Genomic DNA, 22,655 nt, shown 5'->3' with positions numbered 1-22,655 from the left:
TGAAAAATGTGCCGAAAAAAATACAAAAATTAAGATTTCAACGCAAAAATATTTTTGCACCAAAACATCCCATCTCAAGAAAAGTCGAGCAATTTTATTCCAAATCTGCACCAGTTTCGTGAATTTGAAAATCCCCACAGATCGCTTTCGCACCAACAAAATGCATAATTAAATCGACCTGCACGATATACGATTTGAGAATAATCCTCATACGAAATAGCAATTTCGCTGCATCAAATTCTGCACGTATATTGACTCCATCGGCTTCGCATTTTTCAATAAATATCTCATTCAATGTGCGCAAAACTCTTCTGATGATGCCAATACCAGTGTGCAGAATCGATGGAGTAAAACACAGAGAATAGCTATTTATTCACAACCAAAAGTTGTCGTGAAGTCGTCCTATTTCTTAACCTAAATGGAGCAGCTATGAAAACCTCAACACATTTCTCTCGTACCGCAATCGCGACAGTATTAGCAACCGTATTAGCTGGCACAAGCATGATCGCAAATGCCAATGAAAGTTCTAATCCATGGACTAATAATACCTGCAACGCTCCGGAATACGATGGCAGCATGTTGCGCGGTGAAGAAAAAGGATCCGTTAAATTGCGCTTCACCACAGATGCGAGTGGCAACGTGGTAGATGCAAAAGTCGAAGAGTCAAGCGGACATGCAAAACTTGATCGCGCGTCAATGGCCGCCCTAAAAAGCTGCCGTTTCGCGGTCACAAATAGTGTCAATACCGATACATCAAACGACAGCAAAGCATCACGCTTAGTGACGTTTTCCTGGATGATTAAATAGGCTTACAACATGGGAACAAGTGGCTGGGCAACCAAGCTGCAAAAAACTAAAAGGCGGTAGTAGAAAAACAAACAGGCAAAGCGCGAGCTCTGCCTGTTTGTTTTTATCGATTGTTTTTTTGTGTGATGTCTACTAAAAATCTGGCCGCCAACTCTTAATCCACTCTGGGATAGCTGCAGCTGGCATAGGGCGTGCGATCCCATAACCTTGTGCCTTATCACAGCCAATCGACAATAATTTACGTCCATGTTCTACCGTCTCAACACCCTCGGCAATCACGCAACGATGGAATGCTGATGCCAAACCAATTACCCCTTTGATGATAGTAAGATCGCCTTCATCCTCTAGCATATCGCGCACAAAACTTTGATCGATTTTCAAAATTTGCGCAGGCAAACGCTTCAGATAACGCAGCGATGAATAGCCAGTGCCGAAATCGTCTAAGGCAAAACCGATACCCATAGCCTGACAGGCTTGAATCACTTGTGAAACCTGCTCAATATCATCAAGTGCACTGCTTTCCAATATTTCCAATTCCAACTTGGCGAAAAGTGATTTGGGATAAGCGGCCAATAGGCCTTGTAAGCGCTGAGTAAAATCGACTTGTTGCAATTGCAGAGCGCCAACATTCACGCTGACTGAAATATCCAATCCAATCGCCCGCCATTGCATCATTTGCGCTAAAGCGGTAGCGATAACCCATTCACCAAGCTCGATACTAAACAAGTGATTTTCTACTGCAGGCAAAAAATTTGCCGGTGACAGCAAACCCCTAATTGGGTGCTGCCAACGGATTAAGGCTTCTGCGCCAAATACTTCACCCGTGCGCATATTTACTTTAGGCTGGTAGTACAAAACAAATTCACGTCGTATAAACGCCTGCTGTATCTGCGTCAAATCATCACGTTGCACTTTGATTGCCGCATCTTGTGCAATATCGAAAAGATGGAAGCAGTTTTTTCCGGCCTGCTTAGATAAATACATAGCCTGATCAGCGTGCCGCAGCAGCTGCTCTGCGTCTACCCCGTCTTGAGGGTAAATAGTCACCCCAATACTTGCGCTCACTTGCATATCGATGTGATGCAAAGTTAATGGCTCAGATGCCGCGAACAACAAACGCTTCAACACTGGTTCGCACGCTTTGCTATGTTCGAGATCGGTCAGGATCGCAACAAATTCGTCACCACCTATCCTTGCTAAAGTATCGCCTTCACGCAAAGCCGCACGCAGGCGTCCGGCCACGGCGACGAGTAATTCGTCTCCCATACTATGACCATGCAAATCGTTTACGGCCTTAAATCCGTCCAAATCCAAATACGCTACGGCCAATGAATTACCACGTCGTTGGCATTGATGCATGGCCTGTTGCATTCGATCCCCCAGCAGAACGCGATTTGGTAAATGCGTCAATGCATCGTAGTGGGCAATATGTTCGAGCATGCCATTTGAGCGTTCTAACTCAAGATAGGCATTTTTTAAGGCGAGTTGTGACATCTTTTGTTCTGTGATGTCTTGAAAAATTCCAGTCAAACGAACCGCTAGTCCGTCATGCATCGTGACATTGCAAGTCGTTCTTACCGTAATTTTTCTGCCTTTCACTGTGAACTTCTCTAACTCGAGATCGTAAGTGTCGCCGTACTCCGTCGCTCTTGCTATTGCGGCGATTAGTCTTTCTTTCGATTCAGGTAAGAAGTAACTGATTCCAGCATCGATGGTCGGATTAAATTCCTCGGGCGTCGTATCATGTATCCGATAAGTTTCATCGGTCCAAGTTAATTGATGGGTACGCAGATCGATTTCCCACCCACCAATTTGGGCGATTGACTGACACTCGCTCAAGAGTCGACGCGAAGTCGCCAAATCCTCCTCCACCCTTTTTCGGTCACTGATATCTTGTGCTGTACCGGTTAGCGCAATGAGATTTTCCGCTGGATCAAACAAAGGTTCGCTCTTTGCTTCTATCCATAGAACTTCGCCATTTTCTTGCGGATAGCGAAAGTCCAATTGACATTGTTTTCGCCCTTGCAAATATTCGGCATGCATTTCAATAAACGCAGCCTGATCTTCTGGGTGAACACGGGCGACTATTTGATCAATGTCTGGTGGCGGCAAAGTCGAATCAAAACCGAAAATTCTGTACATTTCAGTCGACCAAACTGCGGTATTTGTCAACACATCACGCTGCCAACTACCTATTTTTGCGCGTGCCTGTGCTGCGGCTAGATTACGTTCACTATTCTGCAAGGCAATTGCATTTTGCTTGCTAAGCGAAATGTCAGTATTCGTTCCAAACCACTGTAATATTTTCCCGCCCTGGTCACGCAAAGGCAAAGCGGAACCGATATGCCAACGGTAATCACCATCCGCACGTCGCAAACGAAATTCGACTTCATAAGCATCGCCTGTGGCGATCGCCAGGTGCCAACGACGCTGCGCCTCGGGCAAATCGTCAGGATGAATCAATAGCTCCCAACCTGACCCATAAATGCATTCTCTAGGAACGACAAAATAATCTAAGGTACGTTGATTGACGTAAGAAATTCCACCATCTGTATTTGCGGTCCACACTTGCTGTGGGATGGTTTCGATCAAGGTTCGAAAGCGTTGTTCGCTTTCAAATAAAGCGTGCTCGATATTTTTCTTTAGGGTGATATCACGCGCTATACCAAATACAGCAACCACTTCCCCTTGGCTATCTCGCACTGGGCTGGCACGCATCTCCATCCACAGTGAGCGCCCTTTTAGCCCGGAAATTTTAAATATCAGACTTGACTGTGCACCGGCGCATACCCGTTCATGCAAATCTAAAAAGGCAGGACGAAACTCAGCTTCGACCAATTGATCCAAGTAAGCGCCTTCGACTTCTTGAAAGTTATCGGCCTCAATCAAACTTAAACCAGCCGCATTAATTTCTAACAATCGTCCCTCTAGTGACATCAGTTTCAAGCATTCAGAAAAAACATGATGCAAACTGGGTTCGTTGATAATTTTCTTCAGATTCAAAAGGGTATCAGGCATCGTTCTTTTCAGCAAAGGTGAATCGACTTTCGAGGCAGGAAATAGAATACGAGATTCGTTTAATAGTTTCTCACAGACCAAGGAATGATGCTAGAAGTGACGCTGCAATTAATTGAAAATTGAAACCCGGAAGCATCATCAAAGATGCTTCCAGTTTCGTTAGTGCATAGATAACATGATTAAGGCAATGCTTTTTGCAAATATTTTTGCTGATATTTCTCAGTTAATCGCGATTGTTTTGTGCTCGTATCCACAGTCCGCCCTTGGATATAAACCTGTTCGACCTGGCTAGTTGTTTCTAAAGGATCGCCAGTCGAGATAAAGAAATTCGCGAACTTACCAACCTCTAAAGATCCCAATTTGTCGGCGACACCAAGAATCTGTGCTGGATATAGAGTGATTGCTTTCAAAGCTTCATTCGGATCCAAACCAAAAGTCGCGGCGACAGCTGCTTCGTAAGGTAAATTGCGCTCATTTGGAGCATCGTCATCGCTACCACTCCGTGCGATACAAAATTGCACACCAGCCTGGGCGAGTTTTGCGGCAACAGTGAAGTAAGTGTCGTAATCGGCACCGCGACGCATAGGCAGTTTGTGGATACCTGTCACGATGACGGGCACGTGCTGTTGTTTCAAAACATCTGCCAATACCGGGGCATCGGCACCACCAACAATGACAGCTCTTAAGTTATAGCGCTTCGCAAAATTCAAAGCAAAACGAATCTGATTCACGTCTTGCGCATGAAAATACACTTGCCGCTTACCAGCTAAAGCAGTTTGCATCGCTTCCCAACGTACGTCGATTTGTGTGCCATCGTTTTGCGCGCGTGCATCACGATAAGCAATTGCGGCATCGAAGGCATCTTCCAGCATCTTTAAGCGCTGCATGCTGGATTTACGGATGTCATCCAAGCGGGTATCAAATGGCGCGGGAAACAGCTCCGGATTAAAACGCAAATTCGGCAAAGTGATATGTAACCCAACTTCGGCTTGCACTGCCATTTCTTCCCAAGTCCAGCCATCCATCTGTATCAATGCAGAAGTACCATTAATTAATCCTGCAGGCGAATTCGGCACCGATAAACTAGCGAGCACGCCGTTTGCACGGGCTGTGGTGATCAATTCTGAATCTGGATTCACCGCAACCAAAGCGCGCGCATTCGGGTTGATTGCACCTGCTTCAGCATAATCTAGCGTCGCGCGCACAGACTGAACTTCGGCTAAGCCCATGACGGTGTTGGCAGCAATCATGCCTGGATAAATATGCTTGCCGCTAACATCGATCACTTTGGCATTAGCGGGGATCGCTACTTGATTGCCGATTGCAACGATGCGACCTTTATCGATCAACATACTGCCATTCGGAATATTCTCGCCGCTAACAGTGTGAAGCGTCGCGCCTTTAAAAACCAAGGGTATTTTTTGCGCAGCCGCTGGCACATTGTCCGAGGCCGGAGCGAGGCCACTCAAGGCGGACAAGATACTCACGGTGATCACGCTTGCCGCGCTGAACTTTGCACGCTGGGCGTAATGAGCTAATACAATTTTTTTCATCATAGAATTTGAATTCATGGTTAATGGTAGGGAGAGTTTTTTCAATGAGTTCATCATCATTCTTCTCCTGTACATTCATGTTCCTCCGCGCCCATCCAATAGCCAGTGCGATGTTTACTCACCATGTGCATCCAATGTTGTAACTCCAGATATGCGCGATTCGCTTCTAACATTTCTGCAGCTGATTTTGGTGCACTGATTTTTTCCGCAATAGCATCTTTCGCTTTTGCGTTCGGCATCGCCGCCGCTGCGGCACGATTGGCGATCACATTGGATGCGATCCGCTGACGTTCTTCTTGGGCTTGCTGACGCAAACGAGCGTCGACTGCCAAGTCAAAGTAACGACGGCCTTCAATCCAAGTTTGTTCTGCACGACTGAAGGTCGATAGTGGGCTGGTATTCCAGATCACAAAATCAGCGTCTTTGCCAACTTCTAACGAGCCGGTTCTATCATCGATGCGCAATTGTTTGGCAGGATTTAAAGTAACAAATTTCAAAGCTTCGGTCTCAGACAAACCACCATATTTCACGGCCTTCGCTGCTTCAGTATTTAAGTGACGTGCTAGTTCGTCGCTGTCGGAGTTGAAGCTAGTTACAACACCCGCTTTGTGCATCAAAGCGCCATTAAATGGAACAGAATCACTAACTTCCATTTTGTAGCCCCACCAATCAGAGAAGGTCGAACCGCCAGCACCTAAAGCAGCGATTTCATCGGCCACTTTGTATCCTTCCATCACGTGTTGGAAAGTGCCAACCATCAAGTTGAATTCCTTGGCAATGCGTGCGAACATCAAAATCTCATCTTGACGATACGAGTGGATATGAATCATTCGCTTGCGATCAAGCAATTCCACCAGCGTGTCCAGCTGCAAATCACGACGCGGTTCTAGCATCGTGGAAGGAGATTTACGCCATGCTTCACGATCTTCTTTATAGGCACGAGCCGCTAAGAATCCGCTACGTAAAATTTGCTCAACACCCATCCGTGTTTGTGGATAGCGACCAGTTGCTTCATTACCCCAATTCGATTGCTTCACGTTTTCACCCAAAGCAAATTTAATCCCCGGGAACGCGCCTTCCAACTTTAAACCTTCTGCATCCGAGCCCCAACGCATTTTGACCACTTGATTTTGTCCACCTATCGTGTTTGCCGAACCGTGCAAGACGTTTGCAGTGGTCACACCACCTGCCAGTTGACGATAGATATTGATGCTGCTGGCGTCAATCACATCCGCGACACGTACTTCGGCAGTGATAGAACTAGTGCCTTCATTGATCCCCTGCATCATCGCTGTGTGTGAGTGTGCATCGATAATCCCCGGGCTGATGTGTTTGCCGCTGGCATCAATGATCTCTGCGTTGGCTGGTGCTTTTAAATTGCTGCCGATCGCACTGATTTTTCCATCGACGACCAACATGTCTGCCTGCGCGAGTTTGCCCGCATTTCCACTAGTCCAAATCGTCGCATTTTTAAGTAATACTGCCGCGGCTCGATTTGGTGTCTGTCCTGCAAATGGACCCGCTGGATACACATTGTTCCAGACTGCCACTGCTTTTTCAGCTTTAGCTGGCGTGGTATCGGGATTCGCTGCTTTAGTGCGACTGGCTGTCCACACCACGACCTTTTCCTGCCCTTGTTGCAACGTGCCAGTCAGATTATCGCCGCGTCCTTCTGCGACAATCGCAGTGTCACCATAGCGGGCTAATAATTGATTATCACGCAAGGTCAACTCGACATTGACGCCGTCGATATTCAACATCGGCTTCGTCGCTGGACCGGTAATATTCCAATTGTGAGCCTTACCGCCTACGTTCACCGCCCAACTACCTCGTAACTCGAAACGATTGTAATTTTCAGTGACGAATGGTTTGCCATCGACAAACGTGATTTCAATAGTCGCTTTGTCGTCACTGAACAGATCTCCGCTAGCGACTACGATGTTGGCTAAGTGACCGGGAGTCAGACTCCCCAAACGCTTTTGCTCACCGAGTAATTTTGCCGGTGTTGTCGTTAATCCTGCGAGTGCCTGATCGATGCTTAAGCCGCGTCGAATCGCCTGACGCAAACGCAACCAAAAGTCTTTCTTGGCATCTTTCAAACCTGCTGGAGTAATGGCGAATTCAACGCCCGCTTTGTCCAGCATCGACAAGTTTGATGGAGCCTGCTCCCAATGCTGCATCGCTTCCAAAGAAGTATCCAAGAACATATCCGGATTATCGACTTCTGGCGCATTCGGATAGGACAAGGGAACGATGACAGGCATACCGCCTGTTTTCAATTGTTGGGCACGGCGATACTCATAGCCATTGCCCTGCAATATCACATGCAATTTAAACTCGTCCCGGATTTTTGCGACACGCTGATAGGCTTGTTCATTATCGGTCGCGTAAATGACAGGCTGGCGTCCAGCCAGCACTGGCTTCAAGGCTTCTAAAGAATCATTCAGTTGTGGCCGCTCTGATTTTATCTTTGATTCTGTGGCGCGTTGATACCATTGCGCATCATAGAAAGTTTGACGTACTTGGGCGATCACACCCATTAATGAACTTGGATATGCAGCGCCACGGCCAGATTCCAATTCATTGGCCATGTGCTGCGCCACACGCGCATCCAACACCATGGATTTCGCATTATCACTGCCGTTCAAGTTAATAAGTGCACTTTGTCCTCGAAAGATACCCGCAGCAGGTGTTGCCAATACCGTCGTAAATCCTAACTCTCGCACAGTCTTAATTTCATCCACACGCACTTCTAATTGATTCGACACATCTTGTTCTGGCCGAACCCGTGGATTTTCACTCGCTAAGGCGCGTCCATTCACGATGCGTGGCGCACTCGGACGTGCAGCAGCACCAGCACCCGCAGGCATCGCTGGCGCTGGCAACAAACCTGCAGGGACAGCAACACTGCTCGCCATGTCAATAAAACCGGGGTACACGGTGCGTCCTTCCAGCTTCCAAACTTTAGCGCCAGCGGGCACAGCCAGATTAGCACCTGCTGCAACGATTACGCCATCCCGCATCACGAGGGTTCCGTTTTCTATCACTTTACCTGGAGCCAATACCAGGCGTGCGCCTGTCAATGCATGCCAGCGAGGATTGCTTTCATGCAATCCCTCTATTCTGGCTGTTCCTAACTGTGCACTTGCACAAGCTGAAATCAGACTTAGTGAACCCAACATCACCGCGGAAATAGGCTTTAGTCGCCAACGAATTTGCATAGTGTCTCCTCAACATGAAGCAGCAAGCGCCGCGTCGCAGATGTTTGGTCTTGCGTCGGCATCAATTTGTGTTTCTTAGAATAATCGTGTGATTTCAGTTTTGATGTGAGCCCCGCAGTGCGTTCTAATAACAATGCAAGCAAGACTAGCAACAAAACTTTCCCGGGCGTGAGGCCAAGAAGTGCGTTTAGACACAAAAAAAGGGAATAAATTCCCTTTTTTTTAAATAAATGCCACGGAGAAAAATCAACTAAATTGTATGCTGACCTTCTACAACGATCATATTTTTGATGAAAGGAAAAACAAAATACAACAACTATCAGGCTATTAGTCTTTATCCGCGGACAGCAAAACTTCGCGGTACTCGGTTGGTGTCATCCCAACCGTCGCTTTAAACATACGAGAGAACGCACTATGATCTTGATAGCCGCAAGTCGCGGCAATATCGGTAATGCTGCGCTGGCTGTCAGCCAACATGCCAGTAGCTGCATCGAGCTTCACTTTGATCATGAACTGTCGTGGCGTCAGTGAAAAAATTTTCTGAAAGTAGCGTTCTATCTGCGCTACCGATAAATTTGTAATTTGCTCCAGCTCTATCATGGGGACAGTTTCACCAAAATGCGTATGAATATGCCGAACTGCAGCAGCTATTCTGTGATACACCGGATGGCGCTGATCTGGCATTCCTAAGTCACGCGAAGTACCACTCAAGCCTATTACCTTGCGATTCTTATCGAATAATGGAATTTTATTCGTCAGACACCAACCTGGATCACGATCTGGATATAAGTGCAGCTCCAGTTGATCTTTAACTTCGTAGCCTTGCACCAATACCAGTTGATCTTGCTCTTGATAACTAGTCGCCAGCGATGCGGGAAAAACTTCTTCAGCGGTGCGACCGATTAAGTGGTCTTTATCTTTCAAGCCACATCTATTCACTAAAGTTTGATTCACAACGACATACCGCCCTTGCAAATCCTTTACAAAAAATACCAGATCCGGCATAGCATCAAACAATGGCTCGGCAAAGAACATATCCGCGATGCCGTCCGCCAGTTGTTGTCGGCCGATATTGTCGATAAAACTGAGCTTCGGTCGCATAGAGTTTTGTAACATAAATAAAGTCGCGTAATAGTTGTAATGAAGTGTAGAGGCTCGTAACAAATAATAAATACAATAAACGCAATTAATTATTTAATTCTCAATAAATACTATCCTAAATTCCTACAATTGAATATGTCACTTTGCATAAATTGAAACAAATTTTACGTTTTTTCTGGATTTTTTTGTAACAGCCTTTCTCGTACGAACTACTATTGAAATATCTTCTCGATTTCCACGCTTACAATACCAGTCAGCCACGTCCAAATTTGCTAAGTTTTTGAAATTTAAATGAGTTCGCCAACGAAGCTGTTGGAATTTTCTGCCGACGCACTACTTGGACATTAATTTCTCACAATCAGCATCAAATATATTTAACTAATATCACACTTGCTCCGTGGTTTGTCCAAATTTATTTTTTCAAAAAAGGATGCAACATGAATCTCCCTAAATGGCGCGGTATATTTCCTGCAGTAACGACAAGTTCAAAGAAAACGAAGATCTTGATCACGTAGCAATGGAAAGACATTTTGCCTTCCAGATCGATGCAGGCGTGCACGGCATGGTCACCGGCGGCTCTTTAGGTGAAGCAAGCACTTTATCATTCGATAAAAAACTCGAAGTGACAAAAATTGCCTTAAATGTTGCGGACAAGCGAATTCCAGTTTTGGCGAATGTCTCTGAAACACGTACGACAAATGCATTACACTTTGTCAAGTAGGCCACCAAAATGGGTGTACAAGGTTTCAAGGTCATGCCATCCGTTTTGTATGTAGCCGATTCACGCGAGGCCAAAGACAATTTACGTGCCATCGCCGATGCAGCGCAATTGCCTATCATGGTCTACAACAATCCTGTGGCCTACAAAGTTGATCTGACACCTGAAGACTTTCAAGATCTGGCAGATTGCAGATGGATCGCGGCCATTAACGAATCCACCGATAACATACGTCGCGTAACGGATTTGCGTAACGCAGTTGGTGATCGCTATCAGATTTTCATGGGTATGGATAATTTGTCGTTTGAAGGTTTAGCCGTTGGCGCAGATGGTTTGTTAGCTGGCTTAGTAGTCGCCTTCCCAAAAGAAACAGTAGTTCTGTACAACTTGATGCAAGCAAAACGCTATGATGAAGCGCTCGCTTTGTATCGTTGGTTCATGCCGTTGATGCATCTCGATGTTTCTACAAAACTGGTGTAAAACCTGAAATTGGTCGAAAACATGGTCGGTGTTGGTAACGAGTTCGTACGTCGTCCGCGTCAGTGCGATTGCGCGCAAGGCATTAGAGACTCGTCCAGACGTTAGTGCATATCTGTAAAGCACTTCCTTTGGATTTGTTCGGCACACCGTCAAGGAGAGCGATTAGCCGTTGCGTTTGCACTTAAGATTTAGACGTGACTATGTCTGATCAAGTCTTTCGACCGCAGTTGGTAAAGCCATCGTGGAATTCACATGATGACTTACTCGCTGCGGTTGTGCTTTTGAAGCTCCAAATCAACTAAAGCAAAATCCTTCGGCCACACCAACAGCAATTGGGTCCTTCGAGACCAACAAGTGAAAGACACAACCAAGTAATTTGGAGGTTTGCTATCTGCTTCCAGCGTTGGTTATCACATTCCCACCGAGGCAACAAACTCTTTGCGCTTTGCTCACGTCACGCAAGGTTTCGTGGATGTGAGGTTTTCATCCAAAACAAAAACAGATTACCTCGCTTAATTTACATGAATTAACGTCATTAATATCAAATTCACATTTAAATTTGCTTTTATACCTAAACAAAAAAGCGACAGAACGATTTCTATCGCTTTTTTTGTATGAAAAAAGGGCGAAAAATCAAAAGAAAATTGAGGCAAATAGGCCGAATAACTTATAATCCAATGATAAATTTCACAACAATCATTGTATGCAATCAACTAAAGTCTCAACACCCGCCAAAATGCGTGCTGCTGACATCGCCTACGATGCGATAGAAAGCATGATCGTGACCTTGCAGCTCAAGCCCGGAGCGCCCATCGTCGAATCCGAATTAATTGAGATCACCGGACTAGGTAGAACACCGTTGCGTGAAGCCTTAATGCGCATGTCTTCCAACGGCTTAATCGTACAGTTGCCACGTCGTGGTTTGATCGTGAAAGACATTGAAGCTGCAGAACATGTCACTTTAATCGAGACTCGTCGTGTCATCGAAAAATTGATCGCCAGCAGCGCGGCGCGGCGCGCAACACCGCAATTACGTCAGGACATTGCTGCCTGCGGTGAAAAAATGGTGGCTGCAGCCAATCACGGCAAGCTCGATGATTTCATGACTGCTGATCAGGCTTTGGATCACGTCGTGCATGAAGCATGTCGCAATCCATCCGCGGTGGCGGCAGTGATTCCATTAATTATCAAATGCCGGCGGTTTTGGTACGCCTATCAACATGAAGGCGATATGCACGAAGCTGCGCGTTGCCACATGTTGTTGGCAAAAGGTATCGCTGATGGTAACGAAGAAGCTGCGGCTCGCGGTGCAGATAATTTGATGGATTACCTGGAATCGTACACTCGCAAAGTCATCAACGGTTAAGCTACTCAAGGGTGGCTGATCTGCTATTTGCAATTTTCTGGATGGAAAAAAAGCTGCACAAGAAATTCTTGTACAGCTTTTTTTATTGGTAGATTCTGACGAGATTGATCGACGATTACGGACGCAGTTTTCCATATGGATCACCCGCACGCCACTTCGGAATAGTCTTCGCGTTGGCAAGGCGATAGCCCAGTTCAAATGTAAATTGTGCCTGTTGTTGCATACCACTCAAATCCCACTCAGGATCGTAGCGATCTCGCGGGGTGTGATAATCCTGTTTAAAGTGCTTCATTTTCGCCGCTGACTGTGCATGATTGTGCTGATAATCAAAATGGCCATCACCAGAAAATACCGCAGAACCGACATTAAATGCTGGCACGCCAACCCGCGCAAAATTGAAATGATCAGCCCTATAGTATGCGCCACCCAAGTCCAATACGGAGGGTGCAGTTTTTAAACGCATAGCGTTCGCGACGTCCACGGCTGTGTCATACAGACTGCTGCGTTCACTGCCGGCAATGCCGATATCGAGCGTTTTACCTGCGAAATTCATGCTATCCAAATTCAAATCGGCAATGGTATTTTCTAAAGGCCACGGCGGTGTTTTGACATAGGCCAAGCTCCCCAACAAATACTGCTCCTCAGCGGCAGGCCATAGGAATATTTGCGTACGTTTGGTGGGATGTTTGACGGCCTCTTGCGCCATCGCTAATAAGGCCGCCGTGCCGCTGGCGTTATCAATGGCGCCATTCCAGATCTGCGTCGGTTTCCCCGCGGCCTCGACTTTACCTAAGTGGTCCCAATGCGCTGAATAAACTAGGGCTTGATGTCTTAACTGTGGATCCGTACCCGGTACCATACCGATTACATTGAATTGCTCGACCGGTCGGACCTGACTTTGCATCGCCACATTGACTTGCGCATTGATAACAACCGGCTGAAAATCTCGCCGCTCTGCAGCCGCCCTCAGTGCAACAAGGTCATACCCCGCCAATTTAAAAAATTCTCGTGCACTATCCTCTTGCCACCAACCTTCGACCGTGTTTCCGGCACCAGCTAAACTAAAACGTTCATGACTGAAACTTGTTTGCGGTACATTCCAACCATACGATGCCGATTCGGTCGTATGCAATAACAAAACACCCGCTGCTCCTTGGCGCAATGCCTCTTCGTACTTGTAAGTCCAACGTCCATAATAAGTCATCGCCTTGCCAGCGAAGCGATTAGGCTCCTCCGCTGTCGGCTGCGGATCATTGGCGAGCATAATCAAAAATTTACCACGCAAATCCTGACCTTTGAAGTCATCCCAATTTTCTTCAGTAGCACGTACCCCGTAACCGACAAAAACCATCGGTGCTTGCAAATCAATTGCTGATTGGCCATTCGAATTCCCAATCAAAATCGCCTCGCCTAGCTTAGGTGAAAAAACTTTTCCTAATATCGAAAATTGTATATGACTACTCGACAGAGTTTGTGACCCAACAAGCTTCACGGACTGACGATAGGGAGATCTCTCTTTTGGATACAAGGACCGCAAGCCGATTAACTGCGCCTGGGTTTCCAGATAACTGACAGTCAGATCACCCCCACGCTGCCCGGTTCCACGTCCTTCTAACAAATCATCCGCTAGAAATGCAAGATGCGCTCGTAAAATCGATTCGTTCACCAGCGGTGCTTGGAGTTGCTGAGCCTGCACAGGAAACAGAGTGAACGACAACAAAACAATTAGCAAACCACGCATACGCCACATCCCTTTTTTATTCTTTGACTTTCTTGATACAAGTAATCAACCCAACTTATCAACGCAAATTCTTGATGGCAGATTTCGGTAAACGCTTCACATTCTCTAGTGCTTGGGTGAGTAACCAGCGCTTAAACCGTATCATCTTGTAATTCGTGTGCCCACCTTCAGTGCGCGTTTTTAGCAAGGAGAGCAAGCCAGATTCAGTGACACCGACCATCGGCTGTTCAGGAATTTTGCCATACTGGTCTTCCAGAAATTTTAATTCATGCTTCACGATTTTAGGTTCAAACACGCGCTCCAGATCTACTAAGGGAATCCAAACAGTCTGTTCGATCAGATAGAAACGTATCTGGCGTCCATCGAAACTATAATACTTACCATGCCAATGATGTACCGCCGAGTGATATGCCGATCGCTTAACAAAGGAAAATAAATTGAGGATGTCGCGTGGGAATAAGCGCACCCAGATCATGCTGACCAATAAAAATCCAACAGGGCCGTAGCCGCGGTTGATTTTCTCAAAGAAAACCCAAGCGCCTACAGAAATCCCTGCACTGAAAATAATTTTAGCGATAAAACGCAACCAATTATTGCTTTCCATACGAGACTGTTATTTACTCTTGGTCGTCTAAGGCATCTTCCATCATGCCGGTATCGACGCTTTTCCCCTGTCCCAATAATACTGGGGGGACATAGGTGGCTAATAAGTGCTCGCGACTTTGCGGCGTTTCCAAACTGACCCGCCCTAAAGCACCGCTACGGTAGTCGAGCAATAGTGTATGCGCTGCCTTTTCAAAATCCCAATCGCCGCCCTTCAAACGATATGCACGTTTTTTAGCGACCGCTTCAATTACACTCACGGCGTCGATACCTTCAGTCGCCAATCCATAGCGTGTTGTCAGAAATTGCGGGTAACGTTGCAATAAAATTTCAGCCAAAAAAGTTGCAACTTCTTCTTCGATCAAGGCATTCACACCAACCGCATGACTTGCCGCCAACATCAATCCATCGGTCGGATGTTCGATTTTTGGCCACAACATTCCTGGCGTATCTGTCAAAATCATATTCTTACCAAGATAGAGGCGCTGCTGGGTTTTCGTTACAGCTGGTTCATCACCGACATTTGCAACACGCTTCTTTAGTAGAGCATTCATGAGTGTCGATTTACCGACATTCGGAATCCCCATGATCATCATGCGCAAAGGTTTGGTCGGCACCCCACGATGCGGCGCCATCTCCAACGCAAACCCAGGAACTTTGGCGACATCAGCGGGCTTTTTACAGCTCATGGCGACGGCTTTAACACCTTTTTGTGCATTGTAGAACTCGAGCCAAGCCTTCGTTGCATGTGGATCGGCCAGATCGCTTTTGTTCAGAATCTTCAAACAAGGACGCTGACGGAAAGTGCGTAGTTGTTCCACCATAGGATTACAACTCGCCTGCGGAATACGGGCATCCAGAACTTCGATGACCAGGTCGGTATTTTCCATGGTTTCGGCGGCTTTTTTGCGCGCCGCGTTCATGTGACCCGGGAACCATTGTATAGACATACTTTTTCTTCTTTTGCGAAATAACTTAAAGCGCTATTTTACGGACTTGCAGACAAATACACCGAATTACTTTGCAAAATTCGGCAAAATTCATCAAGTTTCCATAGTCTGAGGGTAGTTTTGGGAGTTATTTGGGCAATTTCAGTCAAAAAAGAGTGTAAAACCAGCACTTTCGAATATGCATGCGATTTAATTAACATTTATTAAGCCAACCGCTATTTTTGTAATTGGCTAATTCTCTGATCAATAAACATGTGCAATTCAGCACTGAGGCCCGGCTGTAACTTGGCCTGCTTATAGGCATCAATTGCCTCTTGCGAATGTGCTTCTGCTTGCAATGAAATACCTAAGCCCATCCACCAGCTACCATTTTGGCTATGCTTATTTAACGCCTGTCGATACAAGGAAATCGCTTCTTTATGGTGATTTGTTTTTTGCTGTAATGCGGCCAAAAACGCCAGAAAATCAGGTCTATCTTGCGCCAAACTGACATTTCTTTGTAACACATCGATTGCCTCTGAAAGCTTGGCTCTCTCTACTAAAAGTCGCGCCAAGATCATAGAGAAATTTAATTGCGCCGGATCTATCAACAAGCCTTGGCGCAATTCACGAATCGCTTCATCGTAACGTTTATTCTCTAACAGCAAGGAAATCAATAACTGTCGTGCTGGCGCATGCGCAGGATCAGTCTTGAGTGCATTTTCTAATGCAGCTAACGCTTCGTTGGTCCGTCCCTGTTGCTGATACGTGGTCGCTTGACGATATTCGCCTTCAGCTCGTTGCTGTACAGAGACTTCTTTGATCATCGTGACGGGTTCTGTATTTGCCACGATAGTGGTAGATGCCGCTTTTTTGCTATTAGCTGAAATTACAGATGACTTAGATTCAGCCGCAATTTGTTTATTTAGGCTAAGTGTATTTTGAAGGTCTTGCTTTATGACTGCATTCGCTGGATTGCGATTCACTTCGGACCAACCCGAAGTTCCCTGATTATCTTTGGCCCGTACGCTAAGCTCTCTCGACTCATTCGTTTCGTTCAGATTTTCGGTATCGACTTGCGTACTCAACTTCAGGTGCAAACTCAACTCACTCATTGCTGGGCCTGCATCAGGTGTGACGACTTCGATAGGCCTAACCGGATTTGCCAATGTCGCGGTAAGGTTGCTAAAGGTCTTCATTTTTTCTGGTGGTGTTGAACTCAATTTCGTCAATTGTTTGGGATAGAAAACAAAGAAAAATACGCCGCCAACCACGATTATCAATAGCAAAAGAAAGTAGCCATAAATTTTTCGTGATATTGATGGGCTGATCGCTCCGCCAAATTGCGCATAGTGTGTAGCAGCGTGCGAGCTATCGTCCTCTCCACGTTTCTCCAAATCTTGCAGCATTTGATTAATTAGACTCATTCAGTACTCACTAGCTGTTCATCCAACTAAAACTTAAGGTCAGTAGCGCACCAGTCAATAACAATAGAGCCGTCGCTGTAAAGGTAAGTGAAACCCTCTTAAATAGTGGGAGTGCTTCTGTGTCTCGTATCGCTGCCAACACTTGCATCAGGCCTACCATACGACGCCCAGCACCATAACTCAGCATCATCGCCTTATTCGCTAAAATATTTAGGACTCGAGGCACACCAGCACTTGCGAGCCACAAAACAAAAATAGCGCCACGAGTAAATAAACGAATTTCACTATAGCCAGCAACCCGCAAACGGTGCTGAATATAAAAATTGGTCTCATCCCAAGTTAACGGTCGCAGTCGATAATGAAAGCTGATACGTTGCGCCAACTGCCGTATTTCATTGCGTGCGAGGCGACGGTCTAATTCGGGCTGTCCGAATAAAACGATTTGTAACAGCTTGCGTTTTTCAGTCTCCAGATTACTCAATAAACGAATCGCTTCCAGAGTTTCAATAGGGAGTGCTTGCGCTTCATCGATACACAATAAAACACGCTTTCCTGATCTTGCCAATTGCAACAAGTGTAAATTAATCGCTTTCAAGACTTCATGTTGTTCACTGCTCTTTTCTTGAGGAATACCTAAATCGTCGGCCAACACCAACAGCAAAGTTCTAGGCTCCAAAAAAGGGTTGGGAACATACGCAGTAACAAAATCGCCGCCCAACAATTTTAGAAACTGGCGACATAGCAAAGTTTTACCTGTCCCAACTTCACCAGTGATTTTGATAAAACCCTCACCACTTTGCGCGGCGACCAGCAAAGTATTCAAAGCCTCGAGATGGCTACCAAAAGAAAAGAAAAAGCTGGTGTCGGGAGTAATCCCAAAAGGCGTTTCATGCAGGCCAAAATGAGATTTATACAAATTCATTCTCACCATGAAGTTCGCTCCAGATGCTCAATCGACGCGGTATCACTCAGCAACTTCCAAGTAATCACTGCGCCTTCTTTTCTAAACGGCTTCGTGGTGTCATATCTTCGATGCGCCTCTGGCTATCGAGTAAATCCTTTTCCCAATCGGCATCACCGTCCACAATGGTTGGCCGGATTAGAATTACTAACTCACGTTTTTGCGAAATTTGATTTGTATTTCTAAACAGGCCGCCTAATAAGGGAACTTCACCGGCACCTGGAACCTGCGAACGATCATCTGAATTTGATTGACGCATCAAGCCTCCGATCGCCACGATACGACCATTTTGGCCGCGCACGATACTATCGGTTTCCGATACCACACTGGATGCCAATGGCAAAACAATAAACCCTGCACTACCAGCATTAACGGTCTTTTCTATCGTACTCACTTTGCTCACGGATGGATGCACGTGTAGAACGATATTCCCACTATCATCAATTTGTGGTGTGACGTCCAAAGCGACGCCAGAGAAAAAAGGTTGCACTTCGATATTGACGGTCGGTGCTGTGGTACTGCCGTTATTCACTAAACCTGGTGTGGTTTTCAAGCTAGTCACAAAAAACTCATCCTTACCAACTTTCAATACTGCTTTTTGATTATTCAAAGTAGCAATTCGCGGGCTGGATAACACATGCACGCTACCCTGTGACTCCAAAAAGGACAGTAGTGCAGAAAAATTTGCAGTCTGAAACGCCAATCCAAATAAAGAGCCCGCAGCACGCGCACCTGCCCCTAAGCTTATGCCAGTTACAGCGTCTAATCCATTCCCATTCGTCGTGGAACGTGTCGTACTTAAAGTCGTTCCGGGGCTTACAAAACCAATCGATGCAGCACTATTCGGCGATGATTTTAACGATGCAAACGAAGCCCAATTGATCCCCGTTTGATATTGATCGTTTAACTCTACTTCTAAAATTTTTGCTTCAAGTATCACTTGACGATCAACCGAAATCTGAGTCGCTTTCAAATATGCGGCAATATTACGAATTTCATCTGACATCGCACGCACGACCACCACACCCGACTGTGGATTAATGACTACTTGTTTACCGTCTTGTCCGCTACCCGCCAAAATATCTAAGGAGGCTTTCAATTCTGACCAAAAATCGTTATTGGAACTGGTGGTAATTTTACTGGATGTCGAGCTTTGCCCTGAATTGCCGCTGGCACCAGCATTCGGTGCGTTTTGTGCCGAACTCGAACTGCCACCCGAAGCGCTATTACTTGGAATCAAAGAATCAGCCACAGAACCTGAAGTGACACGAATATCTGACGTCCCTTTGCGTGTCGATGCCAGATAATTGATTTGAAATACCCTCGTTTGCAAAGTCAATGGTTTAACATAAATTCGACTACCTTCAACTCGATATTCGTAGCCATACAATTCACGAATTGCATCCAAGGCTTCAAATAAAGTGACATCTTTTAAATTTGCAGAAATATTTCCAGTTACTTCAGGATGTACCAGCATATTGTAGGGGGTACCAGCAACGATGCCCATAAAAAATTGGGCGGCAGGTGCGTTACTAAAACTCAGATTAAAACGTTCTTCAAGTGGTTTGCGTACTGGTGGCAAATCGACATTCAGTGGCGGCAATAAGGACGCAGCAACAGCATCAGGCCCTGCAGCTTTCACTGTGTTGGCTGCAGCCTTATTCATTTCACTCTTAATCAAATCATAGGTTTCCTGACGTGTAGGCGGCATAGCGCACCCAGCGACAGCCCCTAGCAGTAACATTGTTAGCCCGAATTTTTTCATTTTTCTACCTTCTTGGTCCAACTCAATTTCATATTATCTTCGTATCGTGTAAGCCATTTGACGCAACTTATTGTGACTTCGTGGGACTTAGTGCAATTGAAAGCGAATTGTTCCAGCACACCATCAAACAAACAAATAAATAGACGCCATGTTAGTTTTTACATTATCTATTTTGATGAAGATGTCGACTGGATCAACTTTTTACTAAAATCAGGATGCAAATTAAGCGTCTGCAACTGAGCTCCACGTTTCAACACAACACTCGTTTCTGTAATTTTGACCAGCGTTTGATCACCGAATTTGGCATACAATTTGACGGTTTGTCCATCAATAATTGCCAGCTTACGATTCGGTGCAATTAATACCGATTGCAAGACTGGATCAATAGATGTCTGCAAGGTTTCTCCCGCTGGCGATATGCTGCCAGGTGGTCGGGTCGGATCCTTTATTTCTTGCGCATGCGCTGACGTTTGAATGACCACACTAAAGACACCAATCATCAATAAGTGAATCAGTTGCTTATACGAATTTGGCCGATTAGGCGATTTTACAAATTGAGCCATTTTTTCTCCAGACTCAAGGTAAATAAACGCAAGGTCATACTTGATTTCGGATATTCCACTACTGTCAAACTACTGTGACTCCAATACACGCGTTCTGGCATCGCTTCGAGCGCTTTGATGTACTCCAGCATATCAAGGTAATTACCTTGCAACTCAAACTCGACTTCGTGTTTATAAATGCTACGCTCATCTTGGCTTTGTGAACTATTCGCTGGTCTATCTTTTGATATCACCTGACTGGTGCCAGAGTTCGCTGCGGGATTCACTACCATCGCAGCAACAACACTTGCTACATCAATCGACGCTTTATTAGAAGCATCAAGTAGATTCACAACAGGTAAACTTTTCAAAGAAATCAATTGTAAGCGTTTATTTCGTTTCAACAGTTCTTGCAAAAGTTCATCCATTTTTTCTGGTTGTACCAGATTTTTTTTCAGTGTCAATAGATCCTTGTCCATTAAAACCAAGCGCACCTTTGCTTCATTGATTTTTGATTTCAATTCGAGATCTGGATCAATTTTTAAAGCCTGACTGAGCTGAGCAATTTCTGTTTGCAATAGGTTGACCTGCGCGATGTTACTTTCATGCTGTTTTTTTACGATTGCCTGCAGTTTCAACTGCGGCTCTATAAACAAAATAAAGCCCAGGATCAAGACTCCTAAGGTACACACGGCAAACAATATGCCGCGCTCGCGTACACTCAAAGCATCCACTTTCAGTATGTATTTTTGCGATTGTTTATTCATGGTGTTTTCACTCCAGCCTGCTCATTTTTTTGCTTAAGCTCGGAAGAATGAAGTTGGAACTCTAAGTAAGGTGCTGATTCGGATTTTTTCTTATTATCTGTCCCTGCTACACTTTCGAGTAAAGTCAGTAATGGCCTATCCATTTGTATCATAGAGAAAGTCTTACCCTGCATAATTTTTTCACGCTTCAATTGCGTAACATACAACGGCACAGACTCGGCTTGGAGTGCTCTTCCTTGCAGAGTCAAATCAAACCCGGCACCTTCCAAGCTAAACCCCGTTAGCCAGACATTTGCTGGAATCTGGCGTGCAAACGCGATGAGGTAAGCAGAATAGCCATCGGTATTTCCAAATTCACTATTTTGTAAAATTTGTGCGATCTGGTTACGTCGCGTCAAGGACGCTTCTATCATTCCTAATTCCTGCTCTAAAGCTGGATTTTTCACCTTTGGCAACTGACCGATACGCAAACTATTGACCCGTTCAGTCATTGCATTGAGTTGCGATGCCGATTGTTCGGAGACTTTTTTTATTTGTGTCATTTGCATTCGGACGTAAGCAAAGACTGCAATGACAATCAGCATACTTAACACTAAGCCGATCAACAGATTTAGCGCTGAAAAAAAACTCTTCTGCTTAATAAGTGCGGCATTGAATAAATTGATTTGCTGGCTCATGGCACACCCGCATCCTGCCGTAGGGCAGCGCCAATCACAGAGAAAAATGCTTGCTGACGTTCCGCATTCTTGAGTTCTGGAATTTTTTCCAAGTCGAGTAAACTTGCCAGATCTAGTATTTCAACTGGCAAATACATATTGGTCGACAAATATTGTCGCAAAGCTTCAGCCACATCACCGAGTGGCCCCAATACTAATTTTGACGTCGTCACATAGTTATGTTGACGATCGAAATGATCCAAAGAACGTTGTAACTCAAGAGAAATGCGCTCAAAGCTCGCATCTCTTTCTGCGAGACCTTGCTGGGTTAAGTCTTGTGAATTAATGTCAAGGCGACGTGATAGATAAAGTTCGCCCGCATAGGTCACGGTCAATAAACCACCTTGCGCGTCAAACGACAACATCGCCAACGCGCGCCCTTCGGTTTCTACACGTGCAGAAATATTCCTTTGCGCAGTCTCTGGAACATCGATAATGCTTAACGCCAACTTTGCCGCAGCAAATAGATTTTGATTTTTAATCAAATTTTCGTTCGCAGCAACGACTGCAATCAAAGATTGATTTCGTCCCCCATTATGAATATCGCCGGGCACCTTCAACAGATCAAAACCAGCGTTCTCTATCGGATAATCAATCAACTCTTTCAAGCGCCAAAGCATCGCGCTTTTTAGCTCGTCATCAGGAACATTTAAGGTATCTATTGCAAACCATTGATATTCATTTTGATTTAATTGGAGCAAACATTTTTTTTGTTTTGCAGGTGTTTCACGTGCCAGTCGTTCTAGTAAAGTTGACCAGCTTTGATTGACAGAGGGATAGAACGATAAAAAATCCAAAACGGGCAAACCCGTTGCAGGATGGCGAATGCAAGCCGAATACAGGCCATCATGCCCTAAGCGAATTGCCATTAATTCAGCATTTTTTTTATTATTTGAGAATAATCTCATGCACGCGACCCAGTTCAGCAATATTGCTTGAC

General features: G+C 45.4%; 17 protein-coding genes and 1 pseudogene. 3 read left to right on the top strand and 15 right to left on the bottom strand.

Going from position 1 to position 22,655, the window contains the following annotated elements; all coding sequences use genetic code 11:
• Window positions 1-94: 94 nt before the first annotated feature.
• The gene (locus ACO0KW_RS02480) at window positions 95-304 is read right to left on the bottom strand and encodes a hypothetical protein (protein WP_423050298.1); all 210 of its coding nucleotides are present in this window, start codon (window positions 302-304) and stop codon (window positions 95-97) included.
• A 125-nt stretch (window positions 305-429) separates the two neighbouring features.
• On the opposite strand from ACO0KW_RS02480, the gene ACO0KW_RS02475 reads away from it, so the two are divergent.
• A complete protein-coding gene (locus ACO0KW_RS02475) occupies window positions 430-807 on the top strand; it encodes an energy transducer TonB (RefSeq protein ID WP_423050296.1) in 378 nt (125 codons plus the stop codon).
• A 132-nt stretch (window positions 808-939) separates the two neighbouring features.
• Here the strand turns inward: ACO0KW_RS02475 and ACO0KW_RS02470 are convergent, their stop codons facing one another.
• The 4 genes from ACO0KW_RS02470 to ACO0KW_RS02455 form a co-directional block, all read right to left on the bottom strand.
• Window positions 940-3,825, bottom strand: coding sequence for an EAL domain-containing protein (locus tag ACO0KW_RS02470; RefSeq protein WP_423050294.1), 2,886 nt, complete (start codon window positions 3,823-3,825; stop codon window positions 940-942).
• A 179-nt stretch (window positions 3,826-4,004) separates the two neighbouring features.
• Window positions 4,005-5,381, bottom strand: coding sequence for an amidohydrolase family protein (locus ACO0KW_RS02465; RefSeq protein WP_423050292.1), 1,377 nt, complete (start codon window positions 5,379-5,381; stop codon window positions 4,005-4,007).
• Window positions 5,382-5,434: 53 nt separating this feature from the next.
• The gene (locus ACO0KW_RS02460) at window positions 5,435-8,599 is read right to left on the bottom strand and encodes an amidohydrolase family protein (RefSeq protein WP_423050290.1); all 3,165 of its coding nucleotides are present in this window, start codon (window positions 8,597-8,599) and stop codon (window positions 5,435-5,437) included.
• Window positions 8,600-8,926: 327 nt separating this feature from the next.
• Window positions 8,927-9,715, bottom strand: a complete 789-nt coding sequence (locus ACO0KW_RS02455) for a helix-turn-helix domain-containing protein (protein WP_423050288.1) — start codon at window positions 9,713-9,715, stop codon at window positions 8,927-8,929.
• Between the two features lie 422 nt (window positions 9,716-10,137).
• Here ACO0KW_RS02455 and ACO0KW_RS02450 point away from each other — a divergent pair.
• Window positions 10,138-10,958: pseudogene (locus ACO0KW_RS02450) on the top strand (dihydrodipicolinate synthase family protein); the annotation flags it as partial.
• Window positions 10,959-11,601: 643 nt separating this feature from the next.
• A complete protein-coding gene (locus ACO0KW_RS02445; protein WP_423050286.1) occupies window positions 11,602-12,264 on the top strand; it encodes a GntR family transcriptional regulator in 663 nt (220 codons plus the stop codon).
• A gap of 115 nt (window positions 12,265-12,379) precedes the next feature.
• On the opposite strand, the gene ACO0KW_RS02440 is transcribed toward ACO0KW_RS02445, so the two are convergent.
• The 10 genes from ACO0KW_RS02440 to ACO0KW_RS02395 form a co-directional block, all read right to left on the bottom strand.
• Complete coding sequence (locus ACO0KW_RS02440; RefSeq protein ID WP_423050284.1) at window positions 12,380-14,005, bottom strand: M28 family peptidase; 1,626 nt, start codon at window positions 14,003-14,005, stop codon at window positions 12,380-12,382.
• Between the two features lie 58 nt (window positions 14,006-14,063).
• Window positions 14,064-14,609 carry a hypothetical protein gene (locus ACO0KW_RS02435; RefSeq protein ID WP_423050282.1) on the bottom strand — a complete coding sequence of 182 codons (546 nt, stop codon included), beginning with the start codon at window positions 14,607-14,609 and terminating at the stop codon, window positions 14,064-14,066.
• A 13-nt stretch (window positions 14,610-14,622) separates the two neighbouring features.
• On the bottom strand, window positions 14,623-15,558 hold the full coding sequence (gene ylqF, locus ACO0KW_RS02430; RefSeq protein ID WP_423050280.1) for a ribosome biogenesis GTPase YlqF: 936 nt from the start codon (window positions 15,556-15,558) through the stop codon (window positions 14,623-14,625).
• Window positions 15,559-15,773: 215 nt separating this feature from the next.
• Entirely contained in the window at window positions 15,774-16,964 is a 1,191-nt protein-coding gene (locus ACO0KW_RS02425) for a tetratricopeptide repeat protein (protein ID WP_423050278.1), read from the bottom strand.
• 10 nt (window positions 16,965-16,974) lie between these two features.
• Window positions 16,975-17,880 carry an ExeA family protein gene (locus ACO0KW_RS02420; protein ID WP_423051941.1) on the bottom strand — a complete coding sequence of 302 codons (906 nt, stop codon included), beginning with the start codon at window positions 17,878-17,880 and terminating at the stop codon, window positions 16,975-16,977.
• A gap of 70 nt (window positions 17,881-17,950) precedes the next feature.
• A complete protein-coding gene (gene mshL, locus ACO0KW_RS02415; RefSeq protein ID WP_423050276.1) occupies window positions 17,951-19,636 on the bottom strand; it encodes a pilus (MSHA type) biogenesis protein MshL in 1,686 nt (561 codons plus the stop codon).
• A gap of 221 nt (window positions 19,637-19,857) precedes the next feature.
• A complete protein-coding gene (locus ACO0KW_RS02410; protein ID WP_423050274.1) occupies window positions 19,858-20,253 on the bottom strand; it encodes an MSHA biogenesis protein MshK in 396 nt (131 codons plus the stop codon).
• Window positions 20,238-20,999, bottom strand: coding sequence for a hypothetical protein (locus ACO0KW_RS02405; RefSeq protein WP_423050272.1), 762 nt, complete (start codon window positions 20,997-20,999; stop codon window positions 20,238-20,240). Before ACO0KW_RS02405 ends, ACO0KW_RS02410 begins: the two co-directional genes overlap by 16 nt.
• On the bottom strand, window positions 20,996-21,676 hold the full coding sequence (locus tag ACO0KW_RS02400; RefSeq protein WP_423050270.1) for a PilN domain-containing protein: 681 nt from the start codon (window positions 21,674-21,676) through the stop codon (window positions 20,996-20,998). The genes ACO0KW_RS02405 and ACO0KW_RS02400 overlap by 4 nt, the downstream gene beginning before the upstream one ends.
• The gene (locus ACO0KW_RS02395) at window positions 21,673-22,623 is read right to left on the bottom strand and encodes an agglutinin biogenesis protein MshI (protein ID WP_423050268.1); all 951 of its coding nucleotides are present in this window, start codon (window positions 22,621-22,623) and stop codon (window positions 21,673-21,675) included. The genes ACO0KW_RS02400 and ACO0KW_RS02395 overlap by 4 nt, the downstream gene beginning before the upstream one ends.
• Window positions 22,624-22,655 lie beyond the last annotated feature (32 nt).

The sequence above is a fragment of the Undibacterium sp. Ji22W genome, from assembly GCF_049340305.1.
In the GTDB taxonomy this organism is placed as follows: domain Bacteria; phylum Pseudomonadota; class Gammaproteobacteria; order Burkholderiales; family Burkholderiaceae_D; genus Undibacterium.
Note: the sequence above shows the minus strand (reverse complement) of the source record. Positions and strands in the feature narration are given on the sequence as shown.

What these genes read in the sequence shown, in the direction of transcription:
- ACO0KW_RS02475 (WP_423050296.1), top strand. Translation starts at nt 430, where the DNA reads ATGAAAACCTCAACACATTTCTCTCGTACCGCAATCGCGACAGTATTA.
- ACO0KW_RS02470 (WP_423050294.1), bottom strand. Translation starts at nt 3,825, where the DNA reads ATGCCTGATACCCTTTTGAATCTGAAGAAAATTATCAACGAACCCAGT.
- ACO0KW_RS02465 (WP_423050292.1), bottom strand. Translation starts at nt 5,381, where the DNA reads ATGATGAAAAAAATTGTATTAGCTCATTACGCCCAGCGTGCAAAGTTC.
- ACO0KW_RS02460 (WP_423050290.1), bottom strand. Translation starts at nt 8,599, where the DNA reads ATGCAAATTCGTTGGCGACTAAAGCCTATTTCCGCGGTGATGTTGGGT.
- ACO0KW_RS02455 (WP_423050288.1), bottom strand. Translation starts at nt 9,715, where the DNA reads ATGTTACAAAACTCTATGCGACCGAAGCTCAGTTTTATCGACAATATC.
- ACO0KW_RS02445 (WP_423050286.1), top strand. Translation starts at nt 11,602, where the DNA reads ATGCAATCAACTAAAGTCTCAACACCCGCCAAAATGCGTGCTGCTGAC.
- ACO0KW_RS02440 (WP_423050284.1), bottom strand. Translation starts at nt 14,005, where the DNA reads ATGCGTGGTTTGCTAATTGTTTTGTTGTCGTTCACTCTGTTTCCTGTG.
- ACO0KW_RS02435 (WP_423050282.1), bottom strand. Translation starts at nt 14,609, where the DNA reads ATGGAAAGCAATAATTGGTTGCGTTTTATCGCTAAAATTATTTTCAGT.
- ylqF (WP_423050280.1), bottom strand. Translation starts at nt 15,558, where the DNA reads ATGTCTATACAATGGTTCCCGGGTCACATGAACGCGGCGCGCAAAAAA.
- ACO0KW_RS02425 (WP_423050278.1), bottom strand. Translation starts at nt 16,964, where the DNA reads ATGAGTCTAATTAATCAAATGCTGCAAGATTTGGAGAAACGTGGAGAG.
- mshL (WP_423050276.1), bottom strand. Translation starts at nt 19,636, where the DNA reads ATGCCGCCTACACGTCAGGAAACCTATGATTTGATTAAGAGTGAAATG.
- ACO0KW_RS02410 (WP_423050274.1), bottom strand. Translation starts at nt 20,253, where the DNA reads ATGGCTCAATTTGTAAAATCGCCTAATCGGCCAAATTCGTATAAGCAA.
- ACO0KW_RS02405 (WP_423050272.1), bottom strand. Translation starts at nt 20,999, where the DNA reads ATGAATAAACAATCGCAAAAATACATACTGAAAGTGGATGCTTTGAGT.
- ACO0KW_RS02400 (WP_423050270.1), bottom strand. Translation starts at nt 21,676, where the DNA reads ATGAGCCAGCAAATCAATTTATTCAATGCCGCACTTATTAAGCAGAAG.
- ACO0KW_RS02395 (WP_423050268.1), bottom strand. Translation starts at nt 22,623, where the DNA reads ATGAGATTATTCTCAAATAATAAAAAAAATGCTGAATTAATGGCAATT.